Here is a 10,926-nt window from a genome sequence, read left to right on the forward strand (position 1 = left end):
TCTCTTCCGTTTGATGAACCTACGTGAGAGATGATAAAGCCTTCTCGGCCTGGTGAAGCGGTCAGCGCGGCTACACCATAGGAGCCCTTGGCGTATGTTCAGGGCTTCTCGCCTAAAGGCCATGGGGCCGTCCAACACGGTTACTAACTCCCCGATCACCAGGAGTCAGAGAGTTTCGTTTGCGGGGGCGCACCGCAGACAAACCGTCTCGGATACGGGGAGCAGACATGCGAGTGCCTGTCGAACTCGATCCCGATGTGGACGACGAAGCGCCAACGGGAAACGACATCACGCCTTACGATGAACAGCACTATGTCACTTATCTGCGCCTTCTCGACGCCGAGGCGGAAGGCGCGGACTGGAAGGAAGTCGCGCGCATCGTGCTGCATCGTGATCCGGTTTCCGATGAAGCGCGAACCCGGCGATGCTGGGAAAGCCACCTTGCCCGCGCGCAGTGGCTCTCGCGCGAAGGCTATCGGCGGATTCTAGAACAGGCGGCGGCCAACAAGGCATGATGATCTATTCAGCGGACGAACGTGCCCGATGCCTCAATGCGCGTCGATTCTGATGGGGTAATGGAGCAGAAGCCGATAGCCGCCCCGCATCATCTTGATGCCGTGCGCGACGAGACGACGGGTCTTGTTCTTGCGCGGATCGACCTCCCAATCCTCCTTTGTCCCATGAAAGTCGAGCAAGACTTCGGCAATGGTGCGATAGCTCTCGCCGCGTAGGCGCGCATCGAGCGCCCGCAGAGACAGGATGTGAAATCGGCGGGTCTGCGCCGGCATGGCGCGGAAGTCCGGGCCGGGCGCGCGCCCGTTGAGGGATCGCCAGAAACGTCGGGCAGCAAAGGCGCGCAGTTCAAGGAACGAATCCAGCGGCAGGGAGACCGCGTAGAAGGCGGCTACGTCAGGCATTGCATCACGCAACCAGAATTGGTGTGTCACGCCACCGGCGTGCCAGATGCCGTGCCATCCATCGATCGCATGGCGCAGGTCGAGGCCGTCGAGATGCGCCAGCGTCAGGATCGGTTCGGTTTCGCCGTCCTTGTGGCCAAGAGGCGAAAGCATAACCGCTTGCGGTTGAGCGCTCGGAACCCAGAAATGCGGTTGTCGGTCAGGCGGCGCGTCGGGATCACACGGGAAATCGCAAACCCCAGCGACGCGCGAAAGTCTCCAGCTCGCGCGTGCTAGGACCGATCGACATTCAGGATTCCGCATCGGGCTGATCGCTGATTCATAGGGCTCCGTGATTCTACACGGAGCTTCGACGATGGGGATCAAGCGGTACGAGCTGAGCGACAGGCAATGGGCGAAGATTGCGCCGTTGCTGCCAGCCAAGGCTGGCGATCCGGGTCGGACGGGAGCGGATAATCGCCTGTTCGTGAACGGCTGTTTGTGGGTGTTACGTCTGGCGCGCACTGGTGCGACCTGCCAGAGCGCTATGGCCGCTGGAAGACGGTGCATCGGCGGTTCGGCCGTTGGTGTCATGCCGGCGTGTGGGAGCGCGTATTTGCCGCCCTGACAGCCGACCGCGACAACCAATATCTGATGCTCGACAGCACCATCGTTCGCGCCCATCAGCAGGCCGCAAGCGGAAAAGGGGGGCCAAGGATCACGCCCTGGGGCGTTCCCGAGGCGGATGACCACCAAGGTCCACATGCTTGCGGATGCGCTGGGCCGACCCTTGCGCTTCATCGTGACCGCCGGGCAAGCCGGAGACGTCACCCAAGCCCCGGTGCTGCTCGAAGGTCAGACCGGCGACGCTGTGCTCGCCGACAAGGCTTATGACAGCAATGCCTTGCGTGCTCTCATCGCCAGCATGGGCGCCGAAGCGGTGATCCCGTCAAACAGGACGCGCAAAATCATCATCCCGCATAACGCTGGTCTCTACAAATACCGCAACCGAATCGAGCGCTGCTTCAACCGTCTCAAGCACTTTCGCCGTTTCGCTACCCGTTACGACAGACGCACTGTTTACTTCACTGGATTCGTCCACCTCGCCGCAGCCATGGCTTGGCTGCAATGAATGTCGATCGGTCCTAGGGTGTCCCGTCAGGCCAATGGTTTGGAAGTCGTGACGATAATCGTCATTCCGGCGCAGATATTCCCAGGCGAAGCCGGCAGCGGGGATAGCTTTTGCGTGTCCGTATGCTGCGGACGAACGCCAGTCGATATTCAGCACGGCGTTACCTCCCGATTCGGGCGCGCAATGCGTGCGCCCGAAAGAGAGATTTCCAATCAATGCTGAGCACGCCTATCCATTCAGTGCGGATAATTTGATCGTGTGAGTAGATCAATCAAGTTTATTCTCGTTTTAGGAGTACCGGTGTGATCCTCACGAGCCGGCCGCAGCCCGATAGAGCGCGCAAGGCCTTGTCATGTGCTTGAGGTTGCCGCACGAGCCACTCAACCGGACTCCCCTCGCCTATTATAGGTCGGCGTTGAATTTGGCATCAAATGATGCTATTTTTGGTGTAACAAAGGAGGCCATTATGCGTTCCACCATCAACCTCGACGACAGGCTTATGGAGAAGGCCCGGTCGCTGACCGGCATCAAGGAAACGGCCGCCATTGTTCGTCAGGCTCTCGAGACGCTTGTGCGCGTCGAGACCGGCAAGCGTCTGATTGTCCTTGGTGGGACAATGCCCGAGGCCGAGGCTGCACCGCGCCGCCGGAGTGAGCCTGTGAAGTGATCCTTGCCGACACGTCGATCTGGATCGATCATTTTCGTCACTCCGATGCAGAGCTGCGTCGGATTATCGAGGAGGATATGCTGCTTTGCCACCCGTTCGTGATTGGCGAATTGGCATTAGGAGGCTTGAATGACCGGATCACGGTGCTGGCGTTTCTGGCCATGCAGCGACAAGCTGCCGCCGCAACGCATGATGAGATCATGATCATGATCGAACGTCATCGGCTGTTCAGCATGGGGATCGGTTACACCGACGCGCACCTGCTAGCGTCGGTTTTGCTGGACCGTGGGGCTGCGCTGTGGACCCGCGACAAGCGCCTGAAAACGGCGGCCGAGAAGGCTGGCGCAAAACTGCATAGACCGATCGCTACGCCCAACTAGAGCATTTTCGCTTCTGATCGAATCAGAAGCGAAGCTCTAGATTGTTTGACGCGCTATCTTCACGAGAACCGAAAACGCTATAGCTATGGGCGATCGGCAAGGCTTCGCCGCAGCCGATCAGAATGGTGCGCGTGCAGCTCACCAAATTCTATTTGGCGGTGATGGTCATGAGCATGATGATGCCCCGCTCTTTCGAGCGGGACTCATTAGAATCTGGCCTCAGTCGCTATTGCGGCGGGACCAGAGGAGATTGAAGCTCTCCCCGTCCTCGGCCTCGAACAGGCTGGCGTAGATCGGCGCCAGGAGGGTCGGATCATCCAGCTTGACGCTGAGATATTCGCGCTGCGTCTCGCGGGCGATCTTCTTCCAGGCCGCGCCGCACTCGACGGCAGCGCCAGCGAAGATGCGGTAGTCGGGACCGCGCTCACTTTCGCCCTCGGTGGGGACGAACCTGGCCTTGACGTTCAGGGTCAAAGTCTTGACCGAACCGGAGAAGCCGGAGCCATTCTCGTTCTTGGTGAAGGTGCCGATGATCGCCATTGTCGCATGCCTTTTTCTGATCGGGTCGCATCATTGCGACCTCGATGCGGGTCGGCCGACCGGGGACGATTGGCCTGCAACATTCGGCGAGGACTTTTTTGACTTTCGCGGTGCAAAGCCGGCCCTGCCGGCGGTGGAAAAAAGCCGCAGGGCGGGTGTTGCGGGTTCAAGATCGAGGCGTCGCTTGCGTCGCTGGTCTTCGGTCAGACCCACAGCAATCGAGAACGCGAATGCGACGCCCATTCAGGAAATCGCGAGGAATCTGACAACAGCGATCGTCTCCCACCTGCCGGAATTAAGGGAATGCACGGCCTTCGCCGACGATGCTCCATGGCCTGACTGTCAGGACAAACTGCACGTTGCCAGGGCGCGCGGGCGTGATCTCGTTCCCGTCTCTTCCGCGATGCTTCCACTCGGCCGATGCTGGAAGACCGCTGAAGTGATCCTGTGCAATCCTCCGCGTCATTAGACGATCAGCTGCGCGGCGCTGATCCGCCTGCCGCCGCGAAGGTCGGACGGAATGGTCCAGCTCGTGGTCGTGCCGCAGCAGCATCTCATGCCAGACCGCGCGCCTGACGGGGCTTCGTGCGATATGGCCACCGCCGTTTCTTCAGCGCTCGCGATTGACCTCGCGAGCCGGGCAGCCCGGCGAGCGGCGACCGTGCCAAAGGCGCGGCCGCGTCGCCGAGCCGGTTTCTGGATCGGCGCCGGTGTCGAATTTCGGGCGTCCGACGCGCGCTACGGCCGGATCAGTCGTCACGGCTCGGCCGATCCTGCGCGGCGACATGTGTCAGACGGCGGCAGCATGATGTTATCCTTTCCGATGTTCAACGATGAGATTGCAGCCCCCACCTTGCGAACGGGCGCGCATATGTTCGGAGCAAGGGCGGCTTACGCTGCCGCCCGGTGATGCTGCGGGGATGCTAGCCGCTTGCTGGCCGTGCGATAGTGGCCGTTATCCAGTTCGATGCCGATCCAGTCGCGCCGGAGTTGCCGCGCGGCGGCCAAGGTCGAACCGCTACCGCAAAACGGGTCCAGCACAAGGTCGCCCGGCTTTGTGAAAGCCTCGATGGGCGGAGTCAGGGCTTCGATGGGCTTCTGTGTCGGGTGAAGGCGGTTGCCTGTATAGGGGAAGTCCAGCACATCGGGGATTGGCCGTTCGGGCCGGGCAGGATTGCCCTTCGCCAATAAATAAGCCTGCTCGTGTTCGTAGCGAAGGAAGCGCGCCGCCGACGCATAACGCTTGCGGAAAACAAGGTGCCCGACAACGCGGAAGCCTGCCGCCTTCCATGCGTCCATGAACAGATCAATCTTGTTCCAGCCATAGAACGAAACGGCAAAGCCGCCGTCTTTCAAAACGCGGTGCATCTGGTTGAAGGCGGGGCGAAGCCAGCGGCCATTGTCATCATTGGCGACGGTTCGGCCCGCGCGATCACGGAAGCGGGTTACATAGGGCGGGTCGGTCAGAATGAAGTCCACCGATCCCCTCGCGAAAGAGCGCATCACGTCGATGCAATCGGCATTGAAAATCACGTCACGGGGGGCCTGGGTGCTGTTGGTCATGTCTCTATTTCCTTCAGGTTTTGGGTTCAGATAAGCGAAGCGCCGCTCCTGAACCCTTGCCCGTCGGCGAGACCGGGGTAGCAAGGTGCCAGACAAATCTTCGGCACCGTGGAATAAATGGAGGGGACCCGTTTACGGGGAGGAAGCCGTTTATGCCGCGAAAGGCCGGAGAGTTTTCTTGTGCCGCGCGAGGGCGGAGCCCATAGCCTTTTTCTTTCAAAAACAGCGCGATTTTGCCGTGCGTAGTGGATGACCAAGATTGGCTATCGGGGGAATCGGCACAGGCAATCGAGGAAGCACGAGCTATCTCAGTTGATAGGCCAAGGGCCATAAGCAGGCTGCGTTATTTGCGGACAGTGAACATCTCGCGAAAGAGCTTTTCGGAGCGGGCAATCCCCTCGTCCGTGAGCCAGACGGATTTTGCCTTGCTGACCGGATCGCCGATGAGGCCCTTCTCGTGCAGTCGGTTCATCGCGCTCCAGTCAAAGCCTTTCCACGCGCGGCCGTCGCGGTCGAGCGCAAGGTAAAGAAGCGCGAGGATTGCATCGTCTATCTTGTCCTTATCGATCTCCATTGCGCGATGCTCTTCCCGTTACAGACCGTCCTTTTTATACGCCAGGGTATCCTGTTTGCCGCACGGCTGCGATCTGCGTCTTTTCTTCTGTGACCATTCAGGTCTTCGATGGCCCTCGCCTTTCCGGCACCGGAACTTCGGAGACAATGGCGCTCAAACACCACAGAATCAGGATCGAGGTCTTCGCGCCTCCGGCCTCGCCGGAAACGGCGCGGAGCGACGCAAGCCGTGCCGACGAGGCGGTCCTGATCCTCGCGCGCCTCATCGGCCGCCAGATCGCGCGTGAACATTTCGAGCGAAGCATCGCGCGAGAACGCAAAGGTCGAAGATCGGGAAAAGACCACAGGCTTCCGTAGCCGTCGAATTCCAACCGTCATCACTCTTCCGGGGCGCCTCGCGCCGGAGGCTTTGGCATATCGCTCTTGCGACCATTATGGTCTCATGGTATAGATCACGAATGAGGATCATCGCCCGCCGCACCTTGCGGCAGTTCGTCAGCAGCCTTGCGGGAAAAAAAGATCATATTGCCGTCAAGGCGGCGCTCGATGCCTGGTTCGGCGAGGTGAGCAAGGCGGAGTGGACGAATTCCGTCGATGTGAATCGGCTCTACGCGACTGCAAGCATCGTCAGTGCCGAGTGGATCGTCTTCAACATCAAGGGCAATGATTATCGCCTTGTCATGTCTGTCGACTTTGAAAAGAGTATCGTCTGGATCAAGTGGATCGGCACGCACAAGGCTTACGACAGGATCGATGTGAAGGAAGTCAAGCATGGCAAATAACCTGAAGCCGATCCGCACGAAGGCGGATTACGAAGCGGCGCTTGCCGAGGTCGAGCGGCTGTGGGGCGCGAAGCGCGGCACGCCGAAGGGCGACCGGCTCGACGTGCTGGCCACGTTGATCGATGTTTACGAGACCAAACATTATCCGATGGATCCGCCTGACCCGGTGGAAGCGATCCGCTTCCGCATGGAGCAACAGGGGCTGACGCGGAAAGACCTTGAGCCGATGATCGGGCCGCGCAACCGGGTGGCGGACGTCCTGAATCGCAAGCGGAGCCTGTCGATCGAGATGATCCGGCAGTTGCATGATCGTCTCGGGATCTCGGCCGAGGTTCTGATCCGGCCTAGCCGACTCGACAAGATTGCCTGAACGGAGTGCGCCCATGACCCGCGTTGCCCTCTATGCCCGCTATTCCTCCGACAATCAGCGCGACGCATCGATCGAGGACCAGCTTCGCATCTGTCGCGAGCAGGCGAAGCGGGAGAAGTGGAAGGTGGTGGGCGTCTACAAGGACGCGGGCATTTCCGGCGCGAGCATGATCCTGCGGCCCGGCGTCCAGATGCTGTTGCAGGATGCGCAGGCAGGCCAGTTCGACGTAGTGATGGCAGAGGCGCTGGACCGGATCAGCCGCGACCAGGCCGATGTCGCAACGCTGTTCAAGCATCTCAAATTCGCGGGTGTGCCAATCGTCACGCTATCCGAGGGTGAGATCAGCGAGTTGCATGTCGGCCTCAAGGGCACGATGAACGCGCTGTTTCTCAAGGACCTCGCCGCCAAGACCCATCGCGGCATCCGTGGCCGGGTCGAGGAAGGCAAATCGGGCGGCGGGCTCTGCTACGGCTACAAGGTGGTGAAGCAACTCGATGCGCGTGGCGAGCCGATCCGCGGCGACCGCGAGATCGATGAAGCCGAAGCCGATGTCGTGCGCCGTATCTTTCGCGAGTTCGCCGCCGGCGTCGGGCCGCGCACCATCGCGCGTATCCTGAACGAGGAAGGCGTGCCCGGCCCGAACGGCAAGCTCTGGAAAGACACGACGATCCGGGGACACGTCAGGCGCGGGACCGGCCTCGTGAACAACGAGCTTTATATCGGAAGGCTGATCTGGAACCGGCTGCGTTATCTCAAGGACCCTTCCACCGGAAAGCGCGTGTCGCGGCTCAACCCGGAGAGCGCATGGATCACGACCAAGGTACCTGAGTTGCGCATTGTCGATGACAAACTCTGGCAGGCGGTTCGCAAGCGTCAGGGCAAGATCGCCGAAAAGTTCGTCAACGTCAGGGAAGCCGTGCGCGAGCATCACAGGACGAACCGGTTGAACAGCGCGCGTCGCCCAAGGTCGCTGCTGTCAGGTCTGATCTTCTGCGGCTGCTGTGGCGGTCCCTACTCGCTGCGCGGTGCGGATCGCTTCGCCTGCTCGAATCGTATCAGCAACGGCACCTGCTCCAACACGCGCACCATTCCGCGCGAGGAGCTGGAACGCCGCGTGCTGGCCGGCCTCAAGGACCGGATGATGGCCCCGGAGATCGCCGCCGAGGCAATGCGTGCCTGCGCCGAAGAGACCAACCGGCTAAACCGCGAACGCCGCTCCAACAGTGACTCGTGGAAAGCGGAACTGGTGAAGGTCGAGAAGCAGATCCGGGGCATCATCGAAGCCATCAAGGAGGGCATGTACCAGCCCTCCATGAACGCTGCGATGGACGCGCTGGAAGCTCGCAAGGAGGAACTGAGCGAGCTTTTGACCGACGTGCCACAGGACGCACCGGACCTGCTGCCCTCAGCCTCGGCGATCTATGCGAGGAAGGTTGCGATCTTGACCAAAGCCCTGAACCGTCCCAACGAACGGCAGCAGGCGGCGGAGGCTTTGCGGATGCTGATCGAGAGGATCGTGCTGACGCCGGGGCCGGAACGGGGCGAAATTCTTGCCACCCTACATGGCGAACTGCGGACCATTCTCGAATGGACCGAGCGCCAAGCCGTTGGAAACGGTAGAAAAAACGACACTCCCGGAGCCGGGCTCACGGGAGTGTCGGTATCGGTGGTTGCGGGGATAGGATTTGAACCTATGACCTTCAGGTTATGAGTTTGCTAAACCGCCTTTTCGCTCCTTTGCGACCGTCCCTGTATTCTTTCGCGCAGCTACGATAACGCCCTGTAGACACTTGCTTTTTCGACGTCCCTGATCACTCATAATGTACGAAGCGCTACGTCACAACTTTCGTCGCGCCGCTTCCACGCCGCTTCCACGACAGTCCATCGTCCAAAGATTTGACGGCGAAATGGACGTGGACGTAAGGCGAACAGATGCGCTCATGTCGAAATTCAAAATCACCAAACGATCGGTCGAAGGTCTCGCGGTCAAAGACGTCGATTACATCGTGTTCGATAAAGAGCTTCCGGGCTTCGGCGTGCGAGTCATGCCCAGCGGCAAGCGATTTTTCCTCGTGCAGTACCGGCGGCACGACCGAACGCGGCGCATCACGCTGGGACAATTCGGCCCTGTCACGGCTGACAAGGCGCGGCGCGAGGCTACGCTGAAGCTGGGCAATGTGCGCGGCGCGGGCGGCGATCCGGCAGCACTGCGCGATGCCGAACGCCAATCGACCACGATGAAGGAATTGGGCCAGCGATTTCTGACACAATATGTGCCCGCTCGCTGCAAGCCATCCACGCAAGGCGAGTATCGGCGCTCGGTCGAACTCTTTCTTGAGCCGTTCTTCGGCAAGCAGCGTGTTCGCTCCGTTACCACGGCCGACGTTGCCGATCTGCACGGATCGCACTCCCACATTCCCTATCAGGCCAACCGAACCCTTGGGGTGCTTTCGAAGATGATGAATCTCGCCGAGACATGGGGCTTAAGAGACAAACATACCAACCCTTGCGAGGACATCGAGCGATATCCGGAGCAGAAGCGCGAGCGATTTCTTTCCGCAGCAGAGTTACAACGGCTCGGGTCGGTGTTGACCGAAGCCGAAAGCGATCGAACGGAGTCCCCCTACGCGGTCGCGGCCTTCCGTCTCCTTCTTCTGACGGGATGCCGCTTATCGGAGATCCAAACGCTGAAGTGGGTGCATGTGGACCTTGAGGCGAAGGAGCTTCGTCTTCCGGACAGCAAAACGGGGGCGAAAACAGTTTACCTCGGCAATGCGGCCTTTGCTGTGTTGAAGTCACTACGTCGCGTCAACGACAACCCGTATGTATCGTCGGTAAGAAAAAAAAACAACACCTGACCGACCTTCAGCATCCGTGGCGAAGAATTCGTTCGGAGGCCATGCTCGACGACGTTCGCATTCACGACCTACGGCACACCTTCGCTTCGGGAGGTCTTCAAGTCGGTGAAGGACTGTCCATGATCGGAAAACTGCTTGGACACACTCAGGTTCAGACGACTGCTCGATACGCTCATCTTGCATCTGATGCTGTCAAGCAGGCCGCCGATAAGATCTCTGAGCGCCTCGCCGCTGCGCTGTTCTCAACCTCCCGCGATTCTTCGGAATCGTCCGCCATTTCGGGGACACGGCCGTCCGCCTCGGACGGCAGAACGCGATAGTCGTCGGTTGCAGGATCAAGGCCGGCGACCATGGCAAGCTCGGCGAGCCGACGCTGTGCGCCGCGGCCGGCAAGCACCGCGACGATGTCGATCGTCTCGGCGATCAGCGCGCGCGGCACGGTGATGACCGCTTCCTGAATAAGCTGCTCAAGCCGCCGCAGCGCACCGAGCGCGGTGCCGGCGTGGATGGTGCCGATGCCGCCGGGGTGCCCCGTGCCCCACGCTTTGAGGAGATCGATGGCTTCGGCGCCGCGGACTTCGCCGATCGGAATACGATCGGGACGCAGGCGCAGCGAAGAGCGCACCAGATCGGACAGTGTCGCGACACCGTCCTTGGTGCGCAGTGCCACCAGGTTGCGCGCCTTGCATTGCAGTTCGCGGGTGTCTTCGATCAGCACCACGCGGTCGGTGGTCTCGGCGACCTCGGCAAGCAGCGCGTTGGTGAGCGTGGTCTTGCCTGTCGAGGTGCCGCCGGCAACCAGAATGTTGCGGCGCTCTGCCACTGCTTTACGCAGGAGCGCAGCCTGGGCCGACGTCATGATGCCGGCCGCCGCATAATCATCGAGCGTGAACACCGCGATCGCCGGCTTGCGGATCGAGAACGCCGCCGCGGACACGACCGGGGGAAGCAATCCCTCGAATCTCTCTCCCGTTCCGGGCAACTCGGCTGAGACACGCGGCGCGCCGGGATGGGCTTCAGCGCCGACGTGATGCGCGACAAGACGGATAATGCGCTCGCCATCCGCGGGCGCGAGAATCGCACCTGTATCGGACAAACCTTCGGACAGGCGATCGATCCAGAGCCGACCGTCGGGATTGAGCATCACCTCGACGATGCCGGGGTC

15 protein-coding genes and 3 pseudogenes are annotated in these 10,926 nt (G+C 60.7%); 11 read left to right on the forward strand and 7 right to left on the reverse strand.

Annotated features, from left to right (window positions below):
• The first annotated feature begins 227 nt into the window (after window positions 1–227).
• A complete protein-coding gene (locus BGO16_RS03010; RefSeq protein ID WP_292617128.1) occupies window positions 228–515 on the forward strand; it encodes a DUF2285 domain-containing protein in 288 nt (95 codons plus the stop codon).
• A 33-nt stretch (window positions 516–548) separates the two neighbouring features.
• Here BGO16_RS03010 and BGO16_RS03015 read toward each other — a convergent pair whose 3' ends face one another.
• Window positions 549–1,070, reverse strand: a complete 522-nt coding sequence (locus tag BGO16_RS03015; protein WP_292617129.1) for a DUF2285 domain-containing protein — start codon at window positions 1,068–1,070, stop codon at window positions 549–551.
• Window positions 1,071–1,272: 202 nt separating this feature from the next.
• Between BGO16_RS03015 and BGO16_RS03020 the strand changes: the two are divergent.
• Window positions 1,273–1,454: pseudogene (locus BGO16_RS03020) on the forward strand (transposase); the annotation flags it as partial.
• Window positions 1,455–1,578: 124 nt separating this feature from the next.
• Window positions 1,579–2,028 carry an IS5 family transposase gene (locus BGO16_RS03025; RefSeq protein ID WP_292617152.1) on the forward strand — a complete coding sequence of 150 codons (450 nt, stop codon included), beginning with the start codon at window positions 1,579–1,581 and terminating at the stop codon, window positions 2,026–2,028.
• Window positions 2,029–2,073: 45 nt separating this feature from the next.
• Here BGO16_RS03025 and BGO16_RS03030 read toward each other — a convergent pair.
• Window positions 2,074–2,184, reverse strand: a pseudogene (locus BGO16_RS03030) (DUF6499 domain-containing protein); the annotation flags it as partial.
• Between the two features lie 310 nt (window positions 2,185–2,494).
• Between BGO16_RS03030 and BGO16_RS03035 the strand changes: the two are divergent.
• Both BGO16_RS03035 and BGO16_RS03040 read left to right on the forward strand, forming a co-directional pair.
• Window positions 2,495–2,695, forward strand: a complete 201-nt coding sequence (locus BGO16_RS03035) for a type II toxin-antitoxin system VapB family antitoxin (RefSeq protein ID WP_292617130.1) — start codon at window positions 2,495–2,497, stop codon at window positions 2,693–2,695.
• Window positions 2,692–3,075, forward strand: a complete 384-nt coding sequence (locus BGO16_RS03040; protein WP_292617131.1) for a type II toxin-antitoxin system VapC family toxin — start codon at window positions 2,692–2,694, stop codon at window positions 3,073–3,075. Before BGO16_RS03035 ends, BGO16_RS03040 begins: the two co-directional genes overlap by 4 nt.
• Before the next feature lie 219 nt (window positions 3,076–3,294).
• On the opposite strand, the gene BGO16_RS03045 is transcribed toward BGO16_RS03040, so the two are convergent.
• Window positions 3,295–3,615, reverse strand: coding sequence for a DUF736 domain-containing protein (locus BGO16_RS03045; RefSeq protein ID WP_292617132.1), 321 nt, complete (start codon window positions 3,613–3,615; stop codon window positions 3,295–3,297).
• On the opposite strand from BGO16_RS03045, the gene BGO16_RS03050 reads away from it, so the two are divergent.
• Complete coding sequence (locus BGO16_RS03050) at window positions 3,605–4,084, forward strand: hypothetical protein (RefSeq protein ID WP_292617133.1); 480 nt, start codon at window positions 3,605–3,607, stop codon at window positions 4,082–4,084. The genes BGO16_RS03045 and BGO16_RS03050 overlap by 11 nt on opposite strands.
• A gap of 141 nt (window positions 4,085–4,225) precedes the next feature.
• Here BGO16_RS03050 and BGO16_RS03055 read toward each other — a convergent pair whose 3' ends face one another.
• The 3 genes from BGO16_RS03055 to BGO16_RS03065 all read right to left on the reverse strand — a co-directional run bounded on the left by BGO16_RS03055 (window position 4,226) and on the right by BGO16_RS03065 (window position 5,752).
• Entirely contained in the window at window positions 4,226–4,375 is a 150-nt protein-coding gene (locus BGO16_RS03055) for a hypothetical protein (RefSeq protein ID WP_292617134.1), read from the reverse strand.
• Between the two features lie 131 nt (window positions 4,376–4,506).
• Window positions 4,507–5,178 carry a DNA methyltransferase gene (locus BGO16_RS03060; protein WP_292617135.1) on the reverse strand — a complete coding sequence of 224 codons (672 nt, stop codon included), beginning with the start codon at window positions 5,176–5,178 and terminating at the stop codon, window positions 4,507–4,509.
• A 343-nt stretch (window positions 5,179–5,521) separates the two neighbouring features.
• Entirely contained in the window at window positions 5,522–5,752 is a 231-nt protein-coding gene (locus BGO16_RS03065; RefSeq protein WP_292617136.1) for a DUF6429 family protein, read from the reverse strand.
• A gap of 457 nt (window positions 5,753–6,209) precedes the next feature.
• On the opposite strand from BGO16_RS03065, the gene BGO16_RS03070 reads away from it, so the two are divergent.
• The 5 genes from BGO16_RS03070 (at window position 6,210) to BGO16_RS18085 (ending at window position 10,081) form a co-directional block, all read left to right on the forward strand.
• Window positions 6,210–6,533, forward strand: coding sequence for a type II toxin-antitoxin system HigB family toxin (locus tag BGO16_RS03070; protein ID WP_292617137.1), 324 nt, complete (start codon window positions 6,210–6,212; stop codon window positions 6,531–6,533).
• The gene (locus BGO16_RS03075) at window positions 6,523–6,903 is read left to right on the forward strand and encodes a helix-turn-helix domain-containing protein (RefSeq protein ID WP_292617138.1); all 381 of its coding nucleotides are present in this window, start codon (window positions 6,523–6,525) and stop codon (window positions 6,901–6,903) included. Before BGO16_RS03070 ends, BGO16_RS03075 begins: the two co-directional genes overlap by 11 nt.
• Window positions 6,904–6,916: 13 nt before the next feature.
• Entirely contained in the window at window positions 6,917–8,614 is a 1,698-nt protein-coding gene (locus tag BGO16_RS03080) for a recombinase family protein (RefSeq protein ID WP_292617139.1), read from the forward strand.
• A gap of 229 nt (window positions 8,615–8,843) precedes the next feature.
• The gene (locus tag BGO16_RS03085; RefSeq protein WP_292617140.1) at window positions 8,844–9,761 is read left to right on the forward strand and encodes an integrase arm-type DNA-binding domain-containing protein; all 918 of its coding nucleotides are present in this window, start codon (window positions 8,844–8,846) and stop codon (window positions 9,759–9,761) included.
• Window positions 9,758–10,081, forward strand: coding sequence for a tyrosine-type recombinase/integrase (locus BGO16_RS18085; protein ID WP_363091363.1), 324 nt, complete (start codon window positions 9,758–9,760; stop codon window positions 10,079–10,081). The genes BGO16_RS03085 and BGO16_RS18085 overlap by 4 nt, the downstream gene beginning before the upstream one ends.
• On the opposite strand, the pseudogene trbB reads toward BGO16_RS18085, so the two are convergent.
• Window positions 10,063–10,926, reverse strand: a pseudogene (trbB, locus tag BGO16_RS03090) (P-type conjugative transfer ATPase TrbB); the annotation flags it as partial. The gene BGO16_RS18085 and the pseudogene trbB sit on opposite strands and share 19 nt — an antisense overlap.

The sequence above is a fragment of the Nitrobacter sp. 62-23 genome (assembly GCF_001897285.1).
In the GTDB taxonomy this organism is placed as follows: Bacteria; Pseudomonadota; Alphaproteobacteria; order Rhizobiales; family Xanthobacteraceae; genus Nitrobacter.

Bases quoted from the DNA above. Each gene is read 5' to 3' on its own strand.
- BGO16_RS03010 (WP_292617128.1), top strand. From the start codon at position 228: ATGCGAGTGCCTGTCGAACTCGATCCCGATGTGGACGACGAAGCGCCA.
- BGO16_RS03015 (WP_292617129.1), bottom strand. From the start codon at position 1,070: ATGCTTTCGCCTCTTGGCCACAAGGACGGCGAAACCGAACCGATCCTG.
- BGO16_RS03035 (WP_292617130.1), top strand. From the start codon at position 2,495: ATGCGTTCCACCATCAACCTCGACGACAGGCTTATGGAGAAGGCCCGG.
- BGO16_RS03050 (WP_292617133.1), top strand. From the start codon at position 3,605: ATGATCGCCATTGTCGCATGCCTTTTTCTGATCGGGTCGCATCATTGC.
- BGO16_RS03045 (WP_292617132.1), bottom strand. From the start codon at position 3,615: ATGGCGATCATCGGCACCTTCACCAAGAACGAGAATGGCTCCGGCTTC.
- BGO16_RS03060 (WP_292617135.1), bottom strand. From the start codon at position 5,178: ATGACCAACAGCACCCAGGCCCCCCGTGACGTGATTTTCAATGCCGAT.
- BGO16_RS03065 (WP_292617136.1), bottom strand. From the start codon at position 5,752: ATGGAGATCGATAAGGACAAGATAGACGATGCAATCCTCGCGCTTCTT.
- BGO16_RS03070 (WP_292617137.1), top strand. From the start codon at position 6,210: ATGAGGATCATCGCCCGCCGCACCTTGCGGCAGTTCGTCAGCAGCCTT.
- BGO16_RS03075 (WP_292617138.1), top strand. From the start codon at position 6,523: ATGGCAAATAACCTGAAGCCGATCCGCACGAAGGCGGATTACGAAGCG.
- BGO16_RS03080 (WP_292617139.1), top strand. From the start codon at position 6,917: ATGACCCGCGTTGCCCTCTATGCCCGCTATTCCTCCGACAATCAGCGC.
- BGO16_RS03085 (WP_292617140.1), top strand. From the start codon at position 8,844: ATGTCGAAATTCAAAATCACCAAACGATCGGTCGAAGGTCTCGCGGTC.